A 25,045-nucleotide genomic window follows, 5' to 3' on the forward strand; every position below is an offset into this window, starting at 1 on the left:
ATGTCGCCGCCGCTCCCCGGTACCGGAGAGAAGATGAGGAACCACAGAATTTCTTTGCAGGACATCGCCACGCTCGCGGGCGTAACCAAAATGACGGTGAGCCGCTATATCCGCTCGCCGAAAAAGGTCGCAAAGGAAACTGGCGAGCGTATCGCGCAGATCATGGAGGAGATCAACTACATCCCGAACCGTGCGCCAGCCATGTTGCTGAACGCGCAAAGCTACACGCTTGGCGTGCTCATTCCCTCCTTTCAGAACCAGCTCTTCGCCGACATTCTTGCCGGTATCGAATCGGTGACATCCGACCATAACTACCAGACGCTGATTGCCAACTACAACTACGATCGTGAGTCGGAAGAAGAGTCGGTGATCAATCTGCTCTCCTACAATATCGACGGCATCATTCTTTCCGAGAAATATCACACCCTGCGCACGGTGAAATTCCTGCGCTCGGCGGCCATTCCCATTATCGAGCTAATGGATATTCAGGGCGATCGGCTGGATATGGAAGTCGGGTTTGATAACCGCCAGGCGGCATTTGATATGGTCAGCACCATGCTGGATAAACGCCAGCGGCGCAAAATTCTTTATCTCGGCTCGAAAGACGATATCCGTGATGAACAGCGTTTTCGCGGTTACTGCGATGCGATGACGCGGCGAGGCCTGACGCCGCTGCGCGTGAACCCGAAAGCGATCTCGTCGATTCGTCTGGGCATGCAACTGATGCGCGACGCGCTGATTGCCCACCCGGATTTAGACGGTGTGTTTTGCACCAATGATGATATTGCGATGGGCGCGCTGCTGTTTTGCCGGGAACGCGACCTGTCCGTGCCGGAACAGGTCTCCATTGCCGGTTTCCACGGTCTGGAGATGGGCCGACAGATGATCCCAAGTCTTGCCAGCGTCATCACCCCCCGCTTTGACATTGGCCGCATGGCGGCGCAGATGTTGCTGAGCAAAATCAAGAACAACGACCACAACCACAATACGATCGATTTGGGATACCAGATTTACCACGGCAATACGCTATAAGTGATTTTCTCTCCCCGGCGCATATTCTCTTGCACTCACATTGCCTATACTCGACGCAGGATAAATGGAGGAAATCTCATGAGCTCACCCCTGCTGATTGCCCGCACGCCAGACACTGAACTGTTTTTACTCCCCGGGATGGCGAACCGCCACGGGCTGATTACCGGGGCGACCGGGACCGGGAAAACCGTCACGCTACAGAAGCTGGCCGAGTCGCTGTCGGAAATTGGCGTACCGGTTTTTATGGCCGATGTAAAAGGTGACTTAACGGGCATCGCTGCCGAAGGCCAGGCTTCCGAAAAACTGCTCGCCAGACTGAAAAATATCGGCATTACCGACTGGCAACCGCACAGCAATCCGGTGGTACTGTGGGACATCTTCGGCGAAAAAGGTCATCCGGTTCGCGCCACGGTCTCAGACCTCGGGCCGTTGCTGCTGGCGCGTCTGCTGAACCTCAACGAGGTGCAGTCCGGCGTGCTGAACATTATCTTCCGTATTGCCGATGACCAGGGTCTGTTGCTGCTGGATTTCAAAGATCTGCGGGCCATCACGCAATACATCGGCGATAACGCTAAATCCTTCCAGAATCAGTATGGCAACATCAGCAGCGCTTCAGTCGGAGCGATCCAGCGTGGGCTGCTGACGCTTGAACAGCAAGGTGCGACGCACTTCTTTGGCGAGCCGATGCTCGACATCAAAGACTGGATGCGGACCGATGCCAGTGGCAAAGGGATCATCAATATTCTCAGCGCCGAGAAGCTCTACCAGATGCCAAAACTCTACGCAGCCAGCCTGCTGTGGATGCTCTCCGAGCTTTACGAGCAACTGCCGGAAGCCGGCGATCTGGAAAAACCGAAGCTGGTCTTCTTTTTCGACGAAGCGCATCTGCTGTTCAACGACGCCCCGCAGGTGCTGTTGGATAAAATTGAACAGGTGATCCGTCTGATCCGCTCGAAAGGGGTTGGCGTCTGGTTTGTTTCGCAAAACCCGTCGGATATTCCGGATAACGTCCTCGGTCAGTTGGGCAACCGCGTTCAGCATGCCCTGCGCGCCTTTACGCCGAAAGATCAGAAGGCGGTGAAAACCGCCGCGCAGACCATGCGCGCCAATCCGGCGTTTGATACAGAGAAAGCGATTCAGGAACTGGGCACCGGTGAAGCACTGGTTTCATTCCTCGATGCCAAAGGCAGTCCATCGGTCGTCGAGCGGGCAATGGTGATCGCCCCGTGCTCACGGATGGGACCGGTGACGGATGATGAGCGCAATGGGCTTATCAACCACTCTCCGGTTTATGGCAAATATGAAGACGACCTGGATCGTGAATCCGCGTTTGAAATGCTGCAACAAAGTGTCCAGGCAACGACCGAAGCGCAAAGTAACCCGACGGCGAAAGGCAAAGAGGTGGCGGTTGACGACGGGATCCTCGGCGGGCTGAAGGATATTCTCTTCGGCAGTACCGGACCGCGCGGTGGCAAGCGCGATGGCGTAGTGCAGAGCGTGGCAAAAAGCGCAGCGCGTCAGGTCACCAATCAGCTCATTCGCGGGATGTTAGGCAGCCTGATGGGCGGCAGAAAACGCTAGTACTGAGGATAAGCGCAGCGCCATCAGGCACTGCGCTTTACGTTGCCGGATGGCGGCGAACGATTATGACTTACGCATCATCAGCCAGAGACTGATCAAGAAGAACGAGGCGCTCGGCAGCAGGGCGCCGATAATCGGCGGAATACCGTACACCAGCGTCAGCGGGCCAAAGATCTGGTCCAGCACGTAGAAAACAAAACCAAAGCTTATCCCCGTCACCACCCGCACGCCCATTGGCACGCTACGCAGCGGACCAAAGATGAACGACAGCGCCATCAGCATCATCACCGCAACGGACAGCGGCTGGAAGACTTTGCTCCACATATTGAGCTGGTAGCGCCCGGCCTCCTGGCCGCTCGACTTCAGGTATTTCACATAGTTGTGCAGACCGCTGATAGAGAGCGCATCCGGGTCCAGCGCCACCACGCCCAGTTTGTCTGGCGTGAGGTTGGTTTTCCAGGTACTGCTCACCATTTGCGAACCGGTGATCTGCTTCGGATCGGTCAGATTCGACTCATCCACCTGCGACAGACGCCAGACCTTCTGTTCCGGGTCAAACTTCGCCGACGCAGCATAGCGCACGGATTGCAGACGACGCTGATCGTTGAAGGCATAAATGCTGATGCCGCCTAACTCTTCGTCACCTTTCACTCGTTCGATGTAAACAAAGTTATTGCCGTCTTTCGCCCACAGCCCCTGCTGGGTGGAAAGCAGCGAACCGCCGTACATCGCCTGCGCACGGTAATTACGCGCCATCTGCTCGCCCTGCGGCGCAACCCACTCGCCGATGGCCATGGTCAGCAGCACCAGTGGGATCGCGGTTTTCATCACCGAGAACGCAACCTGCATACGGGTAAAACCCGACGCCTGCATCACGACCAGCTCGCTGCGCTGCGCCAGCATCCCGAGTCCCAATAGCGCACCAAGCAATGCCGCCATCGGGAAGAAAATCTGCACATCTTTCGGCACGCTGAGCAGGGTGTACATCCCCGCGCCCAACGCGTCGTAGCTCCCCTGCCCGGCTTTTTTCAGCTGGTCGACGAACTTGATGATGCCGGAAAGCGACACCAGCATGAATAACGTCATCATGATGGTGGTGAAAATGGTTTTACCGATATAGCGGTCAAGGACACCAAATGGCTGCATCACACCGCTCCTTTACGCGAAAAACGGGCGCGCAGACGGCGCACCGGCACTGTATCCCACAGGTTAAGACCCACCGCCAGCGCCAGATACAGCAGGTTGACCACCCACATCCAGATAACCGGGTCCAGCTTTCCTTTCCCGCCATTGGATTTCAGGGAGGTCTGGATCAGGAAGAACATCAAATAGAGCAGCATCGCGGGCAGCATCGACAGCACGCGGCCCTGACGCGGGTTGACCACGCTCAGCGGGACGACCATCAGCGCCATCATAAATACGGTGAATACCAACGTGATACGCCAGTGCAGTTCCGCACGGGCGCGATCGGTATCAGTGGACCACAGCGTGCGCATGTCCATCTGGTCGGTGTCGTTCGGATCCAGCGCCACCGCCTGGTGACCGATAATCGCCTGATAGTCCTGGAAGTCGGTAATACGGAAATCACGCAGCAGTGCGGTGCCTTCAAAGCGAGTGCCTTTGTTCAGCGTGACCACCTGCGAACCGTCGCGCATCTGCGACAGATGTCCGGAATCGGCGACCACCACAGAAGGACGGGCGTTACCTTTCGGGCGAATTTGTGCGAGGAACACATCCTTGAAATCGCTACCGTCAACGCTTTCAATAAACAGTACCGAGCTGCCATTGGTGGCCTGCTGGAACTGCCCCTGCGCCAGTGCGGCCATACCGGGGTTGGCTTTCGCCTCGGCCAGCACTTCATCCTGATGTTTTGACGACCACGGCCCCGCCCACATGACGTTAACGGCGGCGATGATCCCGGTGAACAACGCCAGGATCATGGCGGCTTTCACCAGCACGGCCTTGCTCAGACCGCAGGCGTGCATCACCGTAATTTCACTTTCGGTATACAGTTTGCCCAGCGTCATCAACAATCCGAGGAACAGGCTGAGCGGCAGGATAAGCTGCGCCATTTCAGGCACGCCGAGGCCCAGCAGCGAGAGCACCAGATTTGCCGGAATGTCACCGTCAACCGCTGCGCCGAGGATCCTCACTAACTTTTGACAAAAGAAGATCAAAAGCAGAATGAAGAGGATGGCAAGCTGGCTTTTGAGCGTCTCCCGCACCAGATATCTTATGATTATCACTTTAAATACGCCCGTAAAAACTCGTCTTTTGCAGGAATTTAGCTTGTTTCATGGCTTAAACGTCATTTATTCTCTTGAGTCGTCGAAATCGTCGCTAAAATTATTATACTCAGCGGATTCGCCACTCAGAACGCGTTCTGATGTGCCAATGCCGTAATAACGTTAAGATTAACACGAAGTCACCGCAACTGCGGATATGAGTTACGAAAGCTTGCAATTCTAACCGCAGGCGCCGCCGTTGTCTTTAAGATTCAGGAGCGTAGTGCATGGAGTTTAGTGTAAAAAGCGGTAGCCCGGAGAAACAGCGGAGTGCCTGCATCGTCGTGGGCGTCTTTGAACCACGCCGCCTTTCTCCGGTTGCAGAACAGCTCGATAAAATCAGCGACGGGTACATCAGTGCCCTGTTGCGTCGTGGCGAACTGGAAGGCAAACCGGGTCAGACCCTGTTGTTACACCATGTCCCCAACGTACTGTCCGAGCGTATCCTCCTCATCGGTTGTGGCAAAGAACGCGAGCTGGATGAACGTCAGTATAAGCAGGTGATTCAGAAAACTATCAACACTCTGAATGATACCGGCTCAATGGAAGCCGTCTGCTTCCTGACCGAACTGCACGTCAAAGGCCGCAACAACTACTGGAAAGTGCGTCAGGCTGTCGAGACGGCCAAAGAGACGCTGTACAGCTTCGATCAACTGAAAACCACCAAAAGCGAGCCGCGCCGCCCGCTGCGTAAAATGGTCTTCAATGTGCCGACCCGCCGTGAGCTGACCAGCGGCGAGCGTGCGATTCAGCACGGTCTGGCCATTGCTGCCGGCATTAAGGCCGCGAAAGATCTCGGCAACATGCCGCCGAACATCTGTAACGCCGCCTATTTAGCCTCTCAGGCGCGCCAGTTAGCTGACAGCTACAGCAAGAATGTGGTCACCCGCGTCATCGGCGAACAGCAGATGAAAGAGCTGGGAATGCACGCATACCTCGCCGTCGGTCACGGTTCGCAGAATGAATCGCTGATGTCAGTGATTGAGTACAAAGGCAGTCCGTCCGAAGACGTGCGTCCGATTGTGTTGGTCGGTAAAGGGCTCACCTTTGACTCCGGCGGTATCTCCATCAAGCCAGCTGAAGGCATGGACGAGATGAAGTACGACATGTGCGGTGCGGCGGCAGTGTATGGCGTAATGCGCATGGTGGCGGAGCTTCAGTTGCCAATCAACGTCATCGGCGTGCTGGCAGGCTGTGAAAACATGCCTGGTGGTCGCGCCTATCGTCCGGGCGACGTGCTGACGACCATGTCCGGTCAGACGGTTGAAGTGCTGAACACCGATGCCGAAGGCCGTCTGGTACTCTGCGACGTCTTAACCTACGTTGAGCGTTTCGAGCCAGAAGCGGTAATCGACGTGGCGACCCTGACGGGCGCCTGCGTGATTGCGCTGGGCCACCACATTACCGGTCTGATGTCGAACCATAACCCGCTGGCGCACGAGCTGATCGGCGCGTCCGAACAAGCGGGCGACCGCGCATGGCGTCTGCCGCTGGGTGATGAGTATCAGGAACAGCTGGAATCCAACTTCGCGGATATGGCGAATATCGGCGGCCGTCCTGGCGGCGCAATCACCGCAGGCTGTTTCCTGTCGCGCTTTACCCGCAAGTACAACTGGGCGCACCTCGACATCGCCGGTACCGCATGGCGTTCCGGGAAAGCTAAAGGCGCAACCGGTCGTCCGGTGGCGCTGTTGTCGCAGTTCCTGCTCAATCGTGCCGGTTTTTCCGGCGAAGAGTAAGTTTGAAATTGCCCCGTAGGCCGGATAAGCGCTGCGCTTATCCGGCCTACGGTGTGCAAGAAGACAACGCATTTAAATCCACCACAAGAAGCCCCATACCATGAGAAACGCAACGTTCTATCTTCTGGACAACGACACACAACACGATGGCCTTAGCGCCGTCGAGCAACTGGTGTGTGAGATTGCCGCAGAACGTTGGCGCAGCGGCAAACGCGTGTTGATTGCCTGCGAAGACGAAAAACAGGCGATTCGCCTGGATGAGGCGCTATGGGCCAGACCGGCTGACCGTTTCGTCCCGCACAATCTGGCCGGTGAAGGGCCGCGCGGCGGTGCGCCGGTAGAAATCGCCTGGCCGGAAAAACGCAACAGCAGTCCGCGCGATCTGCTCATCAGCCTGCGCGTTGGCTTTGCAGATTTTGCCACCGCTTTCACAGAAGTGATAGACTTCGTCCCTTACGAAGATTCTCTGAAACAATCGGCACGCGAACGCTACAAAGCCTACCGCGTGGCTGGTTTTAACCTGAATACGGCAACCTGGAAATAATGGAAAAGACATACAACCCCCAAGATATCGAACAGCCGCTTTACGAGCACTGGGAAAAGCAGGGCTACTTCAAGCCTAACGGCGATGAAAGCAAAGAGTCCTTCTGCATCATGATCCCGCCGCCGAACGTCACCGGCAGTTTGCATATGGGTCATGCTTTCCAGCAAACCATCATGGATACGCTGATCCGCTATCAGCGCATGCAGGGGAAAAATACCCTGTGGCAGGTCGGGACCGATCACGCCGGTATCGCGACCCAGATGGTGGTTGAGCGTAAAATTGCCGCTGAAGAAGGAAAAACCCGCCACGACTACGGTCGCGATGCCTTTATCGATAAAATCTGGCAGTGGAAAGCGGAATCCGGCGGTACCATCACCCGTCAGATGCGTCGTCTCGGCAACTCCGTGGACTGGGAGCGCGAGCGCTTCACCATGGACGAAGGTCTTTCCAATGCCGTGAAAGAAGTCTTTGTCCGCCTGTACAAAGAAGATCTGATTTACCGTGGCAAACGCCTGGTGAACTGGGATCCAAAACTGCGCACCGCCATTTCCGATCTGGAAGTAGAAAACCGCGAGTCTAAAGGCTCGATGTGGCACATCCGCTACCCGCTGGCCGACGGCGCAAAAACGGCTGACGGCAAAGATTACCTGGTGGTGGCGACCACCCGTCCGGAAACCCTGCTGGGCGATACCGGCGTGGCCGTTAACCCGGAAGATCCGCGTTATAAAGATCTGATTGGCAAATTCGTGGTGTTGCCGCTGGTGAACCGCCGCATTCCGATCGTCGGTGATGAACACGCCGACATGGAAAAAGGCACCGGCTGCGTGAAAATCACCCCGGCGCACGACTTTAACGACTACGAAGTCGGTCGTCGTCATGCCCTGCCAATGATCAACATCTTCACCTTTGATGGCGATATCCGCGAAACGGCGGAAGTGTACGACACCAAAGGCAATGAGTCCGACGTCTACTCCAACGAAATTCCGGCGGAATTCCAGAAACTGGAGCGCTTCGCCGCACGTAAAGCGGTGGTTGCGGCGATCGACGCGCTGGGCCTGCTGGAAGAAATTAAACCGCACGACCTGACCGTCCCGTACGGCGACCGTGGCGGCGTGGTCATCGAACCGATGCTGACCGACCAGTGGTACGTCCGTGCCGATGTACTGGCAAAACCGGCGGTAGAAGCCGTTGAGAACGGCGATATTCAGTTCGTGCCGAAGCAGTACGAAAACATGTATTTCTCCTGGATGCGCGATATTCAGGACTGGTGTATTTCCCGTCAGCTGTGGTGGGGTCACCGTATTCCTGCATGGTACGACAACGACGGTAACGTCTATGTGGGTCGCAACGAAGACGAAGTGCGTAAGGAAAACAACCTGAGCGCAGACGTTGCCCTGCGTCAGGACGACGACGTGCTGGATACCTGGTTCTCCTCCGCGCTGTGGACCTTCTCCACCCTCGGCTGGCCGGAAAACACCGATGCGCTGCGTCAGTTCCACCCAACCAGCGTGATGGTTTCCGGCTTCGACATCATCTTCTTCTGGATTGCCCGCATGATCATGATGACCATGCACTTCATCAAAGATGAAAATGGCAAGCCGCAGGTTCCGTTCAAAACCGTCTACATGACCGGTCTGATCCGCGACGACGAAGGCCAGAAGATGTCCAAGTCCAAGGGTAACGTAATTGACCCGCTGGATATGGTCGACGGTATTTCGTTACCGGAACTGCTGGAAAAACGTACCGGCAACATGATGCAGCCACAACTGGCTGAAAAAATTGCCAAACGTACCGAAAAACAGTTCCCGGACGGCATTGAACCGCACGGCACCGATGCCCTGCGTTTCACCCTCGCCGCGCTGGCTTCAACCGGTCGCGACATCAACTGGGACATGAAGCGCCTGGAAGGTTACCGTAACTTCTGTAACAAGCTGTGGAACGCCAGCCGTTTTGTGCTGATGAACACCGAAGAACAGGATTGCGGATTCAACGGCGGCGAGATGACTCTGTCGCTGGCGGACCGCTGGATCCTCGCGGAATTCAACCAGACCACCAAAGCGTACCGTGAAGCACTGGATAACTTCCGCTTCGATATCGCCGCGGGTATTTTGTATGAGTTTACCTGGAACCAGTTCTGTGACTGGTACCTGGAGCTGACCAAACCGGTCATGACCGGCGGAACGGAAGCTGAACTGCGTGGCACCCGCCATACGCTGGTGACCGTGCTGGAAGGTCTGCTGCGCCTGGCGCACCCGATCATCCCGTTTATCACTGAAACCATCTGGCAGCGTGTGAAAGTGATTGCCGGCATTACCGCTGACACCATCATGCTGCAGCCGTTCCCGGAATATAACGCCGCACAGGTTGATGAAGCCGCACTCGCGGACACCGAATGGCTGAAGCAGGCGATCGTTGCCGTACGTAACATCCGTGCGGAAATGAACATTGCGCCGGGCAAACCGCTTGAGCTGCTGCTGCGGGGTTGCAGCGATGACGCGATGCGTCGCGTAAACGACAACCGCAGCTTCCTGCTGAACCTGGCGCGTCTGGAAAGCATCACCGTACTGCCTGCTGATGACAAGGGTCCGGTCTCCGTGACTAAAATCATCGACGGCGCCGAACTGCTGATCCCGATGGCGGGTCTCATCAATAAAGACGATGAACTGGCGCGTCTGGCAAAAGAAGTGGCGAAAATCGAAGGCGAAATTAGCCGTATCGAAAACAAACTCGCTAACGAAGGCTTTGTGGCGCGTGCGCCGGAAGCGGTGATCGCCAAAGAGCGTGAGAAGCTGGAAGGTTATGCCGAGGCGAAAGCGAAACTGATTGAGCAGCAGGCGGTTATCGCCGCGCTGTAATCGCGGAAAGCGATAATGTATAAAGGCCGGAGCTTGCTCCGGCCTTTTTTATCACTACATAAAATTGAGCGTCGGCATTACGCCGCGTGAGAGTCGCGATACCAGACCGTTATCCACGCGCTCATCGCTGTCAGCAAGTGGTAACGTATCGAGATCGCCCACCACGTACGTATTTTTCGCCAGCCAGGTAATCAGCCACATGCGCAGCAGTGGATACGCCAGCCCACCAGTGATAGCAGAAATCACATATAACCCCCCCAGGCGATAAACCATGCCATGGAAAGTCAGCGTGGAACGAAAACGAATGTGTCCGTCGGCGAGTTGCAGGTTATTCAGAAAGTGATTACGAAACGCCACAATCAAATAACTCATTGAAATGGCAATGCCCAGATAATAGATAATCTGGCTTATCACAATCTGTCGTTGATATTCGATGAGTATTAACGCTTCAATTTCCTCTTCCGCCATCCCCGTCACATCGAGTTCGTATATCGATTTAAACAGCGCAATCGCGATAAAACCGACCACGGCGAGAAAAGGCAGCAGCGCTGCCATGGCCAGAATCGCGGATTTAATACAATGCCAGACATTTATCTGCACAGAGAATGCGTGGACACCAAAGCGGCCGCCATCCCCCACCATCCTCATCAACCGACTGTACGTCACCCCGCTGACCACTCCCACGCCGGCAAGGCCCGTCAGCCCCAGCACGATTACCGTGAAAATCACTTCTCCCGGGCTTTCTGTTGGACACACCTGTAGCAGGCAAAATATCACCCCCCCCAGCGCCATAAGCAACAGCACGGGCAGACACAGAATATTCCAGAATGCCTTAAGCGCAGAGAAACGAAAACCAAAACGGATACTATTTAACGAGGTCTTCACTGCCTGATATTGCAGATTTTTCATCACCAGGACAGGTATTGCTAAGATCAGTGCTGCCAGTAAGGCCGCGCCAATGACAAAATATTCCATGCTTATCAATGTCATGCCTGCAATATAAATCACCAGCAGCATAAACCAGCTCAGGAACACATCGCCACCTGTCACCTTCCAGCTAAACGGCTGTCCATTTAAGGTCATATTGGAATAAATATAGCGACGGCATTTCATTAATGCCCACGGCAGGTAAATTCCTAATGTCACCAGTACCAGCAACGAATTGACCAGACAAATAAGAAAATAACTTCCGCCATCGCCACGAAATTCAAAAGCGTGTGATGGTGCCTCTTCTTTTATAAGATATTCCTGCATAATAAATCCCTGTCGTTAATCATCCTTAAAAATACACATTATTAGCAGGCAATAGGAATACCAGCCAATAGAGATATTACCTTATTATCTGCATAAATAACATCCACCCGCTATGTTATAAGGTGCTTGCATCACCTGGCCGGGGATGCTATTAGTTCAAATTATTAGTATTGTTTAACCGGGTAGTAAAATGAATGTTTTTGACGCGCTCACGTTACGTCGCCTGACGGCCAGGGATAACCAGGTCATCGCTGCCGTTATCCGTCAGGTTTCCGCCGAATATGGCCTTACCGCTGATAAAGGCTATACCGTTGCCGATCCAAATCTTGATGAGCTGTATCAGCTCTACTCGCAACCAGGACATGCATATTGGGTGGTGGAGCGTAATGGCGAAGTGGTGGGGGGCGGCGGAATTGCGCCGTTAACCTGTAGCGAACCCGATATTTGCGAACTGCAAAAAATGTACTTTTTGCCCGTGGCGCGCGGACAAGGCATGGCGAAAAAGCTGGCGCTGATGGCGATGGATCACGCCCGCGCGCTGGGATTTAAACATTGCTATCTGGAAACGACCGCCTTTTTACGCGAGGCGATTGGTCTGTACGAACATTTAGGGTTTGAGCATATCAGCGAACCGCTTGGCTGCACCGGGCACGTCGATTGCGAAGTGCGGATGCTCAAACCCCTGTAATACCGACTATTGCATCTCAGGCGATACCGAAAGTCGAATCACGCCAGCGGCCTGCGCGGCTGGCAATTTCAGCACTTCCGTCCACATATCCTGCACCAGATTGCAGACGACCTTTTCTTTCCCGATCCCCTTCTCCGGCTCAGCCATAAGCTGAACATCCTGCCCGTAGCGCTGCACCAGTACTGGTACGACGCTTTGCAGATCCTGCATGGCCTGCTGCTTCTCGGTGTCGGTTACCGTGTGTTTATTAGGACCGTATGCCGCTCGCATCATCGCCGCATCACCTTCCATACGCCGTTTCAGAATATCCGGTGAGATCAGACGCGTCGGGTTAATGCCGCCTTTGACCTGAGGGAAGAGAAAGCGGAAACACTCATCGTCGCCTTTTTTCTGCACCGCCGCAGTCTGTTCGAGATTGATCTTCATATAGTCAATGACATTACTGTCCGGCGCCTGCTGTAAACGCGACATCTGAATTTGCAGCACCTGCGGTTGAATGGTATCGATTATTTGTTGTTCGGTTTTGCCTTCATTTTTCAGCTGCAGCGCCTGGGTGCGAAGATGGACCCAAAATGCCGGCTCCTGTTCCTTCAGTACCTGAAACGTCGGCATTTGCAGTAGCGCGGCATCAAACTGCTGCTCTTCCGTCTGACCGGACGCCGCTTTTTCTCGCGGGATCAGGTAGTGCACGTCAAACAGGTTCCACGCGACGATCGCCACAATCATCAGCACCGCGCCAGAAGCCTTCCCTACCCAGCCTTTTTTACGCATGAGCCCTATCACCGCGGCGATGACCGCGCCGACGTAGCCTGCGAGAAGTACATGTGTCCAGTTCATCGGTATTGGTATTCCTTGCCCTGAAAAAGAGACATTTTTCACTGCCCACGTCGGGATGTCACCTTGCGGCGGGCAGAACTACCGAAATTAAGAGGCGACGGGGACACCGCTGTGAAAGCGAAACTCGTTGTCCGGCGAGACGATCAGCGCCGCTTCCACGTCGCCAAAATAGCGGACGCGGGGAGAAATATCTTCCTGCGAAACCTGTTGCGCCAGCGCCAGATAGTCCTGATAGTGGCGCGCTTCGGATCGCAGCAGCGACAGATAGAACTTTTGCAGATCGTCATCGAGAAACGGAGCCAGCGCGGCGAAGCGTTCACAGGAGCGCGCTTCGATGTAAGCACCGCAAATCAGCTTATCAATCAGCGTCAGCGGCTCGTGCGTGCGTACCGCTTTCAGCATCCCTTTCGCGTAGCGACTGGCGGTGATCTTCACGTAAGGAATGTTGCGGGCCTGCATCGCTTCGCGCACCTGCCAGAAATGGTGCAATTCTTCCTTTATCAACAACACCATGCTGTCGATAAGCTGGCGGCCCCACGGATCGTCCGTTTCCGGCATTACGCTTTTACCAATCTGTTTATGGAGCGCAACAAAGTCCGGTTCCGGCCCTTCCCGGAAGGCAAAGGCTTCATACGGCTGTAGCCAGGCGAGCAGCGCATCCGCACCCGGTTTATCCGCTACATACTTACGCACCAATAGCATCGCCGTTTGCGCCGCCTTGAGTTCGCATATCAGATGATCGGTGAGCAGCAGAGGGAGGTTTTGCGGATCGCGCGCCTGGTCAATCCATGCCTGCGGGGTCGGACAGTGCAGAAAGTTAAGCACCGGAGAAAGTATTTGCGGGTAGTTCATGAGTAACCTGTTGGAAGAGTACGACAGCAGGCGCTGCCGTACTTTTTAACGCCTGGTAATCTTAGTGACGCACGCCGTCGTCATCTTCGTCGACGTAGTCTTCGTCGTCGCCCTCTTCACCGTCTTCACCGTTCGGATCTTCAAAGTAGGTGCCCCAGCCATCGTATTCGACGTCATATTTCTCGGCCAGGTTCATCAACTGTTCAACCTGCGCGTCGATAAGGTCAGCTTTCAGCGCACATTCACTGAGGATATCGCAGCAAATCACAGTGTCGCCTTCTTCGACTTCCAGCTCTTCTGGCTCAGTGACTTCATAGCCGAGTTTAAACGCTTCTACCGCCGCTTTTTCCAGGGTTTCGAAATCGTCTGCGGAAAGGTGGTGTTCGATGGTGTACAGCGCGTCCGGGTCGCTACCATCATCCAGTAATTCTTCAATAATCAGGCGCGTCTCTTCACGCTGCTCTTCCAGTAGTTCCGGGTTTGCCATGGCTCGTTCCTCATAATGTCCTGCCGATACTCTTATTGTCACATACCGCCGTCATTGCCTCCACCTTTCCAGAAAAGATTTGTGAAACGGGGTTGCAAATGCATAATCATCCATATAAATTGAATTTTAATTCAATAGATGGCATTCGCCATAGGAGGGAACTATGTCAGGTTTTTATCAGAAGCATTTTTTAAAGTTACTCGATTTCACCCCTGCTGAACTCACCGCACTCGTCCAGCTTGCCGCAAAACTGAAAGCTGATAAGAAAAATGGCAAAGAAGAACAAAAGCTTACTGGCAAAAACATCGCGCTCATCTTCGAAAAAGACTCGACCCGTACACGATGCTCTTTCGAAGTTGCCGCTTACGACCAGGGGGCTCGCGTCACTTATCTCGGTTCCAGCGGCAGCCAGATTGGGCATAAAGAGTCAATTAAAGACACCGCGCGCGTGTTGGGCCGGATGTATGACGGCATTCAGTATCGCGGTTACGGTCAGGAAGTGGTCGAAACGCTGGCCGAATATGCCGGTGTACCGGTATGGAATGGGTTGACCAACGAGTTCCATCCTACGCAATTACTGGCTGACCTGCTGACGATGCAGGAACATCTACCAGGTAAAGCGTTTAACGAGATGACGCTGGTTTACGCGGGCGATGCGCGCAATAACATGGGTAACTCAATGCTGGAAGCCGCCGCGCTCACCGGGCTGGACCTGCGTCTGGTGGCCCCCAAAAGCTGCTGGCCGGAAGCGTCGCTGGTCGCAGAATGCAGCGCAATGGCGAAGAAAAATGGCGGTAACATTACGCTCACCGAAGATATCGCGGCGGGCGTGAAAGGGGCGGACTTTATCTACACCGATGTCTGGGTGTCGATGGGCGAACCGAAAGAGATGTGGGCGGAACGTATCGCCATGCTGCGCGACTATCAGGTCAACAGCCAAATGATGGCGCTTTCCGGGAATCCGCAGGTGAAGTTTCTGCACTGCCTGCCCGCATTTCATGACGATCAGACCACGCTCGGTAAAAAAATGGCGGAGGAATTTGGTCTGCACGGCGGAATGGAAGTCACCGATGAGGTGTTTGAATCCCCGGCCAGTATTGTGTTTGACCAGGCTGAAAACCGGATGCACACCATTAAAGCAGTGATGGTGGCGACGCTGGCGCAGTAATATTGTTCGCAAACAAAAACCCCACATAACACTGTGGGGTTCATCACCTGTCTGAGGCGAAAATCACCGTTTTCGCCCAGTATTACAACCGTGAATTATGCGCCCATTGGCGGCGTAAATGCGGTAAGTTCCAGCTCCGGTCCGGTGTATTTCTCCGCCATCACCAGCGCAGTGTTGCCCGCGCAGCCATTCGCCAGACGCGAGGTCGGGATGTCTTTGGTAAGCACGTTAGCTCCACCGTTTTTACAGATCCCGGTACCTGCGTAATCCAGATCCGGCCATGCGCCTTCATGGATACATACCACACCTTGCTTGATGCCATCAGTAACCTTCGCGCCGGTTAACACCTGGCCACGCGTGTTCCAGACACGCACCAAATCGCCGTCGGCAATGCCACGTTTTTTCGCATCTTCTGGATGGATGTATAACGGCTCGCGGTTGGCCACCGCATACTGTTTGCGCAGCGACGCATAGTTAAGCTGACTGTGTAAACGGTGCGCCGGGTGCGCGGTCAGCAGCTGCAGTTCACCCTCTTTAGCGTTGCCAGCCCATTCGTCTGGTTCCAGCCAGGTCGGATGCGCCGGGCAATCTTTATAGTTGAAGCCTTCAATGGTTTTCGAGTAAATCTCGATTTTACCGCTCGGCGTACCCAGTGGGTTCATCACCGGGTCCTTGCGGAAATCGGCATAGCGCACGAAAACTTCTTCTTTCGGGTTCTTACGCATTTCGATCAGCTTGTTCGCTTCCCAGAAGGCGGTGAACTGCGGCATATTGACGCGCTGCTGGCGCGCGCCTTTCTGCGCCACGTCGTAGAACTCGCGCAGCCAGTCCATTTCGCTCTTGCCTTCGGTATAAACAGCTTTACCGCCTGGTTTCAGCAGCTCAGCCATATCCGCGAACACGTCAAAATCATTGCGGGCTTCGAACTGTGGGGGGATGGCTTGTTTCATCGGCACCAGATGCTGGTTGCTGTAGTCACCGGTCATGGTCAGATCGTTTCGTTCAAACGATGTGGTGATCGGCAGAACAATATCCGCGTGCTTGGCGGCAGCCGTCCAGTAGCACTCGGAGATCACCACCAGTTCCGGTTTTTGCCAGGCTTTTACCAGGCGGTTGGTATCCTGATGATGAGTGAAGTTGCCACCGCCGGCCCACCAGATCATGCGCAGATCGGGGAAGGTTTGTTCCTTACCGTTATGTTGATATTTGCCGCCGGGGTTTTCCAGGGCTTCAACGATACGCGCAACCGGGAACGCTTCAACCGCATCGGAGGTTGCCCAGTCGTTGCCAGCAGACGAGCCGCCTGCGATTGTCGCTGAAATGGCCGACAGCACTCCGCCACTGCGAGTTGGGTTGCCGCCGTTAGAGTAATGGTAAGAGAAACCAAAACCGCCGCCCTCGGTACCAATCTGGCCGAGCATCGCCGCCAGGGTAACCAGCATCCAGTGGCGCTGTTCACCATACTGCTGACGCTGAATGCCCCAACCCGCCATCAGCATGGTTTTATTCTTGGCAAAGATTTCCGCCAGAATTTCCATTTGCTTCGCCGGAACGCCGCATATTTTTTCGGCCCAGGCCGGATTTTTCGGCGTGTTGTCGTTTTTACCCGTCAGATACGCTTCGAATTCGCCATAGCCAGTGGTGTATTTATCGAGGAAGGCTTTGTCATGCAGTCCTTTTTCTACCAGCACGGACGCAATACCTAACATCAGCGCCACGTCGGTACCCATATTCGGCGCAATCCACTGTGCTTTATCACCGAAGAAATCGATAGTTTCTGAGCGTTGCGGATCGATGGCGATAACAGTTTTGCCGGAAGCTTTCAGTTTATTGAAGTACTCGAGGCCTTGCTCATCCGTACTGGTCCAGGCAATTTTCAGGGTGTTCAGTGGGTTAAGACCCCACAGGACCACCACCTGACTATGTTCGAGGATCAGCGGCCATGCCGTTTGCTGTTCGTAAACTTCTACCGAGCCGACGACGTGCGGCATGATCACCTGCGCCGCGCCAGTGGAGTAGTCGCCGGTATGCCCGGTATAGCCGCCCGCCATGCTCATGTAACGCTGCAGCAGCGTCTGCGCTTTATGCAGCACACCACTGGAGCGCCAGCCATAAGATCCCGCAAAAATGGAAGATGGGCCATGCTCGGCACGGATACGGGAGTGCTGTTCGTGGATGAGCTTCAGAGCGTCTTCCCATGACACTTTGACGAATTCGTCTTTACCACGATTGCCATCCGGTTTGCCCGGCGCATTGAGGAAGCCTTTACGCACCATCGGAGATTGAATACGGCACGGGGTATGCGCCTGATCGGGTGCGGTAGTTTGCAGATCGTTGGGAATCGTTTTCGCCAGCGCACCGCGCGACGACACAATTTTGCCGTCTTTAACGTCGATGTACATCGCCCCCCAACGTCCTGCGGTCAGGATGGCATTACCCGGCGCGTCTGCGGCCCACGCTGGCATCGGGATTGCCGAGGTAATCATCATCGCGCCAGCGGAACCGCCAGCATACTTAATAAAGTTACGTCGTGTAAGGTTCATAGGTTTTCCTTTAATCGTAATTGTTAGTTATTCCTTAGAGGTAAAATCTTTGGCGTGATACTGGAACCAGCGAGTCAGGATGTCTAAATCCTCGGCGCTAATATCCGTTCTCGCGCCCATCCCTTTTGCTACGGAAGGCCAGGCATTTAAGGTGTAATGTTCGGAGGAAATCGGCGCATGACATCCGGAACAATACGTTTTGTCGAGAGTTTTGGCGTAATCCCAGATCACGTCGGGTTTACTCAGTGCGGGTTCAGCCAGAGGTGCGCGTAGAGACACATTGCGCCATGCGTTTCCGTAGGGATCCTTTTCCCAGTCGCTGGAGATTTTGAGCGCTTTTTGACCTTCGTCGGTAAGTGTGGCAAGGACCAAACGCTGACCCGCCGCGAAGTAAATCACCTGTTCAGCGCCTTGCATTTGGCTACCGATAATCTCCACTTCCCGCGCATCGCCGGAATGTCCCACCACGTTCAGTTTGGTGGCCGGATAAACTGTGCCCAGGTTACCCAGTGCGGCAGGCGCGACGGGGTACACTTCTTTCGCATCAACCGGCGTCTGGCGTGCGTTTTCCATCAGCGCATCATGCGCTTTGGTGTCAATGGTGATTTCAGGCGGGAAGTGCGCGATACCTTTATGGCAATCAATACAGGTTTGTTTTTCTTTAATACCCAGCGCATGCATTTTCTGTGCATCGGCACTCTGCTTTTGAAGATCCATGGCGTCAAACTGATGGCACGAGCGGCAGGTCGCCGAATCGTTAGCTTTCATCTGCTCCCAGACGGTCTCCGCCATCTCAAGGCGATGCGCCTCATATTTTTCCGGTGTATCAATTTTGCCGGTGACAAACTCATGCCAGATATCCTTACTGGCCCGAACTTTGGTGATCAGGTAATCCATACCCGATTGCGGAATGTGGCAATCACGGCACTCCGCACGGATACCTTTTTGGTTCATAAAGTGCGCAGATCCCTGGTACTCTTCATAGGGTGCTTGCATTGTGTGGCAGGAGAGACAAAACGAGGTGTCTGACGTTTTATGCATCATCCACATAGATGACAGCACGAGTGCTCCCCCCAGCAGAATGCCCACGAATACAAGACCCGCTATCCACTTCCATTTTTTATTCATACCTTGCCCTGAAATTAATTCAAAAGTTAATATTTAATTTTGTGTAATGTATTTTGCTGGATGATTTTTCAACAAGAATTGATGTAACACAAAAGTGTTATTAACCAGAAAGAGTTAAACGTGCTTTTGATCGAGTTTTTGAAAGTTAACAGGAAAGGTTACAGCTAACGGTATGTTGTGACTGAAGTTATGGCGATAGCGATATGAAATTAAATATATAACGACTAACTAAAATCAAGCCACCGTTATATATTTAAATATATAAGTAAATAATGTGATCGCGGTGCACTATTAATGCCTGAAATAAACCGTTTTTACCGTTCGGTTAACATCTGAATGAAGATAAATGCAGTTTATTATTTTTACCGCATGCGCAGACGCAAGGATCGTTACGGACGAATGCAGGATAAATCATAAAAAGGACAGCCGCTCCGATTCGCGGAGCGGCTGAGCAATGCCTGCCTTTCTGTTTAAGCCACCAGCAGTTTAACCACCGCTTTACGCACCGGCGCAGGCGTGCCGACGGCGCACAGCGGTTTGTGCACTTCTTGCGGATAAAAGACGACAAAGTCACCTTCATTCAGGATCAATGTTTTCTCCTGCTCCCCTTCCGCTAAAAAGGCGATGTCTTTATCAGCCAGCCAGTCGGTATCCGGTTTACCGGCAGGCAGTACGCTGAAGGTCATTCCTTCCTGCCCTTTCAGCACGATCTGAATATCCAGATAGCGCGCGTGATACTCCGCACGACGCTTCTCGAACGGTTCGGTCATATCTTCAGAAATCAGGTAGAACAGACGGCTACCGTCAATCTCATGTTTCCCCTTCTCCGTCGCCTCGGTGACGTTTGCCTTAATGTACTCAATCGCCTGGCGGAGTTCTTCAGGAAGCCAGGATTGCAGATGGTGAATATTACCAACGATCATCTCATACCCCTCATTCAAAACATCGTTTCAATTTTAGTTGTTATACGGAAAAAAACCCGAGCGTGCCATCGCTATCATGCAAAGTTTTGCGTCAGCGCATGTTTATCGCTGAAGTTGTTGACTGTCTGTTAACGCTAAACAGCGATCTATGCATCTTTAATGCATAAAATGTAAACACACCCAATAGACAATGCTATCAAGTTATTGTTATATAATGGTTTACAAGAAAAACCATTAGTCGATCACAATTCATTTCCACTGCTTAATCAATGACAATCGCCATATTTATTGCTCAATTTACTTTATAGCGAAAATAATATAATTCACAATACGCATATCTATGCAGTAAATTATTATTAGTCTATAAAAATCATGATGTTACATTGGCATCATTCTTTGCTTTAGCCAACAAACAATTAACACAAAAGAATAATCTGACGTATAAATGCGTAGTAATTCAGGTAAAGACTTTTTATTTTTGTTATTTCTCAGACCTCCGTCATATATTAATTAAGAAAAAACAAATAACCGAATGGATGTGAAATTCATCACATTCCTGACTTCTAAATAATTCAATGATGCCTCTCGAAAAATATCGGAACAGTTATGACTGCGAGCATTTTCATTATTCGCAGCCACCCCCTTTTTATTCCTGAAATAGAGTGAAAGGTATCGTAATGGAAAAACATTATGTCGGTTCTGAAATCGGCCAACTACGCAGTGTGATGTTGCATCGCCCTAATCTCAGCCTGAAACGCCTCACGCCGTCTAACTGCCAGGAGCTGCTGTTTGATGACGTACTGTCCGTCGAACGTGCAGGTGAAGAGCATGATATTTTCGCCAACACGTTACGCGAGCAGGGTATCGAAGTTCTGTTACTGACTGATTTACTGACACAAACTCTGGATATCGCGGATGCCAAAAGCTGGCTACTGGAAACGCAAATCTCGGATTACCGACTTGGCCCGACTTTCGCCACCGACATCCGCGCCTGGCTGGCCGATATGCCGCACCGGGAACTGGCCCGTCATTTAAGCGGAGGACTCACCTACGGTGAAATTCCCGCCTCAATTAAAAATATGGTGGTGGATACCCACGATATTAATGACTTTATTATGAAGCCATTGCCAAACCATTTATTTACCCGCGATACCTCCTGCTGGATATATAACGGCGTATCCATTAACCCAATGGCCAAACCGGCTCGCCAGCGTGAAACGAATAATCTGCGGGCCATCTATCGCTGGCATCCGCAATTTGCTGACGGCGATTTTATTAAATATTTCGGCGACGAGAATATCAATTACGACCATGCCACCTTAGAAGGCGGCGATGTGCTGGTCATCGGGCGCGGTGCGGTGCTAATCGGCATGTCTGAACGCACGACGCCGCAGGGAATTGAGTTCCTTGCCCAGTCGCTTTTTAACCATCGTCAGGCCGAACGGGTGATTGCCGTTGAGCTTCCCAAACACCGCTCCTGTATGCACCTCGACACCGTCATGACCCACATCGATATCGACACCTTCTCCGTCTACCCGGAAGTGGTGCGCCAGGACGTGCAGTGCTGGACCTTAACGCCAGACGGGCGCGGTGGCCTGAAACGTACCGAAGAACGCACGTTGATTAACGCCATTGAGAAAGCGCTCGACATCGATCAGGTGCGTCTGATTACCACCGGCGGCGACGCCTTTGAAGCCGAGCGTGAGCAGTGGAACGACGCCAACAACGTCCTCACGCTGCGCCCCGGCGTCGTCGTGGGTTACGAGCGCAACATCTGGACCAACGAGAAATATGACAAAGCCGGCATCACCGTGCTGCCAATCCCTGGCGATGAACTGGGGCGCGGACGCGGCGGCGCACGCTGCATGAGTTGCCCACTGGAACGCGATGGCATTTAAGGAACCCACCATGCAAAACAAACCGACTCTGGTTGTTGCCCTCGGCGGCAATGCGTTGCTCAAGCGCGGCGAACCGCTGGAAGCCAACATCCAGCGCAAGAACATCGTCCTGGCGGCGAAAACCATCGCCCAACTCACACAGCAATGGCGGGTGGTGCTGGTTCACGGCAACGGGCCGCAGGTGGGCCTGCTGGCATTGCAAAACAGCGCCTACGACCGCGTCACCCCCTACCCGCTGGACATTCTCGGGGCAGAAAGCCAGGGAATGATCGGCTACATGCTGCAACAGGCGCTGAAGAACCAACTGCCGCAGCGCGAAATCAGTGTCCTGCTCACGCAGGTGGAAGTGGCCCCTGACGATCCGGCCTTTCATAACCCGACCAAGTATATCGGTCCGGTTTATGACCCTGCCCAGGCCGACGCGTTGCAGGCTGAAAAAGGTTGGGTCTTCAAAGCGGATGGCAAAGCGTTCCGCCGTGTGGTGCCTTCACCACAGCCAAAACGCATCGTAGAGAGCGACGCCATCCAGGCGCTGATCGCCCGCGATCATCTGGTCATCTGTAACGGTGGCGGCGGTGTGCCGGTCGTCGAGAAAGCAGACGGTTACCACGGCCTGGAAGCGGTGATCGACAAAGACCTTTCCGCCGCGCTGCTCGCCAGCCAGATCCACGCTGACGCGCTGCTGATCCTGACCGACGCCGACGCGGTGTACCTCGACTGGGGCAAACCGACCCAACGTCCGCTGGCACAGGTGACGCCGGAACGCTTAAGCGAAATGCAATTTGACGCCGGTTCGATGGGGCCAAAAGTCAGCGCCTGCGCCGACTTTGTCAGCCGCTGCCACGGCATTGCGGGCATCGGTTCGCTGGCCGATGGCCCGGCCATTCTCGCCGGCGATAAAGGCACCCTGATTCGGCGCGAAACCGCCGATGTTGACGCTTAAGGCTTTTTTGCCGGATGGCGGCCTCGCCTTATCCGGCCTACACCGATTCACGTCCGTAGGCCTGATAAGCGCAGCGTCATCAGGCAGTTCATTTTAACAAGGATACATTGATGGCTATTTCACTGAAAAATAGAAACTTTTTGAAACTTCTCGACTTTACGCCAGCGGAGATCCAGTTCCTTATCGATCTGGCGATTGAACTGAAAGCGGCGAAAAAAGCCGGTCGCGAACAGCAAACGCTGATCGGGAAAAACATTGCGCTGATATTCGAAAAAACCTCCACCCGCACCCGCTGTGCCTTTGAAGTTGGGGCATTCGACCAGGGCGCGCAGGTCACTTACCTCGGCCCAAGCGGCTCGCAGATCGGTCATAAAGAGTCGATGAAAGATACCGCTCGTGTACTGGGCCGGATGTACGACGGCATCGAATACCGCGGGTTCGGTCAGCAGATCGTTGAGGAACTGGGGCAATACGCCGGAGTGCCGGTTTGGAACGGTCTGACCGACGAATTCCATCCCACGCAGATCCTCGCGGATCTGATGACCATGCTGGAGCACGCGCCGGGGAAAACGCTGCCCGAACTGAGCTTCGCCTACCTTGGCGATGCGCGCAACAACATGGGCAATTCCCTGATGGTCGGCGCCGCGAAGATGGGCATGGATATTCGCCTCGTCGCGCCAAAATCCTTCTGGCCAGATGAAGCGCTGGTTGCGCAATGCCGCAGCATCGCCAGCACCACCGGGGCACGCATCACGCTGACGGACGATGTGGAAGAAGGCGTCTACGACGTTGATTTTCTGTACACCGACGTCTGGGTCTCCATGGGTGAACCGAAAGAGGCCTGGGCTGAGCGCGTCAGCCTGATGACGCCGTACCAGATCAACCAGAAGGTCATCGACGCCACCGGCAACCCCAACGTGAAGTTCATGCACTGCCTGCCCGCCTTCCATAACGAACACACCAAAGTGGGTCGTGAAATTGAAGCCGCCTACGGCCTGAAAGGGCTGGAAGTGACGGAAGACGTTTTCGAATCCGCACACTCCATCGTGTTCGACGAAGCGGAAAACCGCATGCACACCATCAAAGCGGTGATGGTGGCGACGCTCGGCAACTCACTCACACGATAGCGACTGGACCGAATGCACCGGGTGCGGGTGCCTTCCTGACCCGCGCCCACGTTAGGAGACCCATTATGCGAAATCAGGACTTTCCCTGCCTCTTCGTTAATCTTTCGGTCATTCGTGACAACACCCGGACACTGATTGCGCTATGTCGCCAGCACGGGGTAGAGCCTGTCGGCGTCAATAAGCTGAGCTGCGAAGCGGCAAATGTCGCCAGAGCCATGATTGATGCAGGAATCAGCACGATTGCAGATTCCCGCATCCAGAATCTCAAAAAAATCGCCGATCTGCCCGTCGACAAACTGCTGCTGCGTCTGCCGCAGATAAGCCTTGCGCACGACATCGTGGCCTATGCGGATATCTCGCTGAACTCCGAAGAACATACGTTGCAGGCGCTCTCTGCGGCAGCCATAGCGCAGAACAAAACGCACCGGGTCATTCTGATGCATGACCTGGGCGATCTGCGCGAAGGCTGCGTGGATCCGCTGGAGACACGACGCCTTGCGCGTCTGGTACACAAAGAACTGCCGGGGCTGACGCTGGAAGGACTGGGCGCCAATCTTGCCTGCTACGGCGGAGTGGAACCCACCACCGAAAACCAACAGGCGCTGGTCGATCTCGCCCATCAGATCGAAGACGAGTTGGGTATTGCACTGCGCACGATTTCCGGTGCCAGCTCCGCCGCCCTGTTCCTGCTGATCAACGGTGGGCTGCCGACGGGCGTCAACCAGTTGCGACTTGGCGCGTCGCTGATCATGGGGTTCGGCCTGAATGACGAGCCAATCCCCGACACCCGCCAGGACGCTATCAAGCTCGGCGTGGAGATCATCGAGCTGAAAGACAAGCCCTCCGTTCCGCAACACTCCACGGCGCTGGATGCCATGGGGAGAAAGCCGGTATTCGAAGATCTTGGCGTACATCACCGGGCGCTGGCCGCGCTCGGCGAACAGGACGTCTCCTTCTCCCAGCTCCGGCCATTTGATCCCGGCGTCAAAGTGCTCGGCGCCAGTTCCGATCACCTGATCCTCGACGTCACCCACGCCGCATCGGGATATCAGGTGGGCGACATCGTCTATTTCTCCCTGGGATACAGCGGCGTCTTGCAGTGCATGACCTCCGAATACGTCGGCAAACAATACAGCTACTTCTAAAAAATCACTTTCTGTC

The 25,045-nt window shown here is 54.1% G+C and carries 21 protein-coding genes; 11 read left to right on the forward strand and 10 right to left on the reverse strand.

The annotated features are described in order from the left end of the window. Nucleotides 1–33 precede the first annotated feature (33 nt). Together HVX64_RS19955 and HVX64_RS19960 are read left to right on the forward strand one after the other, a co-directional pair. On the forward strand, nt 34–1,032 hold the full coding sequence (locus HVX64_RS19955) for a LacI family DNA-binding transcriptional regulator (protein ID WP_042999260.1): 999 nt from the start codon (nt 34–36) through the stop codon (nt 1,030–1,032). A gap of 78 nt (nt 1,033–1,110) precedes the next feature. Next, a complete protein-coding gene (locus tag HVX64_RS19960; protein ID WP_044253268.1) occupies nt 1,111–2,613 on the forward strand; it encodes a helicase HerA-like C-terminal domain-containing protein in 1,503 nt (500 codons plus the stop codon). Between the two features lie 63 nt (nt 2,614–2,676). Here HVX64_RS19960 and lptG read toward each other — a convergent pair whose 3' ends face one another. The 3 genes from lptG to ytgA form a co-directional block, all read right to left on the reverse strand. Next, complete coding sequence (gene lptG / locus HVX64_RS19965) at nt 2,677–3,759, reverse strand: LPS export ABC transporter permease LptG (protein WP_042999258.1); 1,083 nt, start codon at nt 3,757–3,759, stop codon at nt 2,677–2,679. Beyond that, a complete protein-coding gene (gene lptF, locus HVX64_RS19970) occupies nt 3,759–4,859 on the reverse strand; it encodes an LPS export ABC transporter permease LptF (protein ID WP_042999257.1) in 1,101 nt (366 codons plus the stop codon). The genes lptG and lptF overlap by 1 nt, the downstream gene beginning before the upstream one ends. Nucleotides 4,860–4,921: 62 nt before the next feature. Next, nucleotides 4,922–4,972, reverse strand: a complete 51-nt coding sequence (gene ytgA / locus HVX64_RS24010) for a protein YtgA (protein ID WP_211180521.1) — start codon at nt 4,970–4,972, stop codon at nt 4,922–4,924. 153 nt (nt 4,973–5,125) lie between these two features. On the opposite strand from ytgA, the gene pepA reads away from it, so the two are divergent. From pepA to HVX64_RS19985, 3 genes are all read left to right on the forward strand, one after another. Next, a complete protein-coding gene (pepA, locus tag HVX64_RS19975) occupies nt 5,126–6,637 on the forward strand; it encodes a leucyl aminopeptidase (RefSeq protein WP_044253264.1) in 1,512 nt (503 codons plus the stop codon). Nucleotides 6,638–6,737: 100 nt separating this feature from the next. Continuing rightward, nucleotides 6,738–7,181: a DNA polymerase III subunit chi gene (holC, locus tag HVX64_RS19980; protein ID WP_042999255.1), complete on the forward strand. Its 444-nt coding sequence runs from the start codon at nt 6,738–6,740 to the stop codon at nt 7,179–7,181. Continuing rightward, the gene (locus tag HVX64_RS19985; RefSeq protein WP_042999254.1) at nt 7,181–10,036 is read left to right on the forward strand and encodes a valine--tRNA ligase; all 2,856 of its coding nucleotides are present in this window, start codon (nt 7,181–7,183) and stop codon (nt 10,034–10,036) included. Before holC ends, HVX64_RS19985 begins: the two co-directional genes overlap by 1 nt. Before the next feature lie 54 nt (nt 10,037–10,090). Here HVX64_RS19985 and HVX64_RS19990 read toward each other — a convergent pair whose 3' ends face one another. After that, complete coding sequence (locus HVX64_RS19990; RefSeq protein ID WP_044253261.1) at nt 10,091–11,290, reverse strand: DUF898 family protein; 1,200 nt, start codon at nt 11,288–11,290, stop codon at nt 10,091–10,093. 190 nt (nt 11,291–11,480) lie between these two features. Here HVX64_RS19990 and HVX64_RS19995 point away from each other — a divergent pair, with 190 nt between their 5' ends. After that, nucleotides 11,481–11,978: a GNAT family N-acetyltransferase gene (locus tag HVX64_RS19995; protein ID WP_044253259.1), complete on the forward strand. Its 498-nt coding sequence runs from the start codon at nt 11,481–11,483 to the stop codon at nt 11,976–11,978. A 6-nt stretch (nt 11,979–11,984) separates the two neighbouring features. Here the strand turns inward: HVX64_RS19995 and HVX64_RS20000 are convergent, their stop codons facing one another. The 3 genes from HVX64_RS20000 to rraB all read right to left on the reverse strand — a co-directional run bounded on the left by HVX64_RS20000 (nt 11,985) and on the right by rraB (nt 14,154). Continuing rightward, a complete protein-coding gene (locus tag HVX64_RS20000) occupies nt 11,985–12,815 on the reverse strand; it encodes a hypothetical protein (RefSeq protein ID WP_044253257.1) in 831 nt (276 codons plus the stop codon). A gap of 87 nt (nt 12,816–12,902) precedes the next feature. Then, nucleotides 12,903–13,667 carry a tRNA isopentenyl-2-thiomethyl-A-37 hydroxylase MiaE gene (gene miaE, locus HVX64_RS20005; RefSeq protein ID WP_042999250.1) on the reverse strand — a complete coding sequence of 255 codons (765 nt, stop codon included), beginning with the start codon at nt 13,665–13,667 and terminating at the stop codon, nt 12,903–12,905. 61 nt (nt 13,668–13,728) lie between these two features. After that, nucleotides 13,729–14,154: a ribonuclease E inhibitor RraB gene (gene rraB, locus HVX64_RS20010; RefSeq protein WP_042999249.1), complete on the reverse strand. Its 426-nt coding sequence runs from the start codon at nt 14,152–14,154 to the stop codon at nt 13,729–13,731. Nucleotides 14,155–14,317: 163 nt separating this feature from the next. Here rraB and argF (HVX64_RS20015) point away from each other — a divergent pair, with 163 nt between their 5' ends. Next, nucleotides 14,318–15,322: an ornithine carbamoyltransferase gene (gene argF / locus HVX64_RS20015; RefSeq protein WP_044253254.1), complete on the forward strand. Its 1,005-nt coding sequence runs from the start codon at nt 14,318–14,320 to the stop codon at nt 15,320–15,322. A gap of 95 nt (nt 15,323–15,417) precedes the next feature. Here the strand turns inward: argF (HVX64_RS20015) and HVX64_RS20020 are convergent, their stop codons facing one another. From HVX64_RS20020 to HVX64_RS20030, 3 genes are all read right to left on the reverse strand, one after another. Next, nucleotides 15,418–17,865: a molybdopterin guanine dinucleotide-containing S/N-oxide reductase gene (locus HVX64_RS20020; protein WP_044253251.1), complete on the reverse strand. Its 2,448-nt coding sequence runs from the start codon at nt 17,863–17,865 to the stop codon at nt 15,418–15,420. Between the two features lie 27 nt (nt 17,866–17,892). After that, on the reverse strand, nt 17,893–18,993 hold the full coding sequence (locus HVX64_RS20025; RefSeq protein WP_042999247.1) for a NapC/NirT family cytochrome c: 1,101 nt from the start codon (nt 18,991–18,993) through the stop codon (nt 17,893–17,895). 470 nt (nt 18,994–19,463) lie between these two features. Further along, nucleotides 19,464–19,916 (reverse strand): YhcH/YjgK/YiaL family protein, encoded by a 453-nt coding sequence (locus HVX64_RS20030; RefSeq protein ID WP_042999246.1) that lies wholly within the window; start codon nt 19,914–19,916, stop codon nt 19,464–19,466. A gap of 677 nt (nt 19,917–20,593) precedes the next feature. Between HVX64_RS20030 and arcA the strand changes: the two genes are divergently transcribed. The 4 genes from arcA (at nt 20,594) to HVX64_RS20050 (ending at nt 25,029) form a co-directional block, all read left to right on the forward strand. Beyond that, nucleotides 20,594–21,814, forward strand: a complete 1,221-nt coding sequence (gene arcA, locus HVX64_RS20035) for an arginine deiminase (RefSeq protein ID WP_042999245.1) — start codon at nt 20,594–20,596, stop codon at nt 21,812–21,814. A 10-nt stretch (nt 21,815–21,824) separates the two neighbouring features. Continuing rightward, nucleotides 21,825–22,757 carry a carbamate kinase gene (gene arcC, locus HVX64_RS20040; protein ID WP_044253248.1) on the forward strand — a complete coding sequence of 311 codons (933 nt, stop codon included), beginning with the start codon at nt 21,825–21,827 and terminating at the stop codon, nt 22,755–22,757. Nucleotides 22,758–22,867: 110 nt separating this feature from the next. Further along, nucleotides 22,868–23,884 carry an ornithine carbamoyltransferase gene (gene argF, locus HVX64_RS20045; protein WP_044253245.1) on the forward strand — a complete coding sequence of 339 codons (1,017 nt, stop codon included), beginning with the start codon at nt 22,868–22,870 and terminating at the stop codon, nt 23,882–23,884. Between the two features lie 65 nt (nt 23,885–23,949). Beyond that, nucleotides 23,950–25,029 carry an alanine/ornithine racemase family PLP-dependent enzyme gene (locus tag HVX64_RS20050; RefSeq protein ID WP_042999242.1) on the forward strand — a complete coding sequence of 360 codons (1,080 nt, stop codon included), beginning with the start codon at nt 23,950–23,952 and terminating at the stop codon, nt 25,027–25,029. Nucleotides 25,030–25,045 lie beyond the last annotated feature (16 nt).

The organism is Citrobacter sp. RHB20-C16, assembly GCF_013890155.1.
Taxonomy (GTDB): domain Bacteria; phylum Pseudomonadota; class Gammaproteobacteria; order Enterobacterales; family Enterobacteriaceae; genus Citrobacter_A; species Citrobacter_A amalonaticus.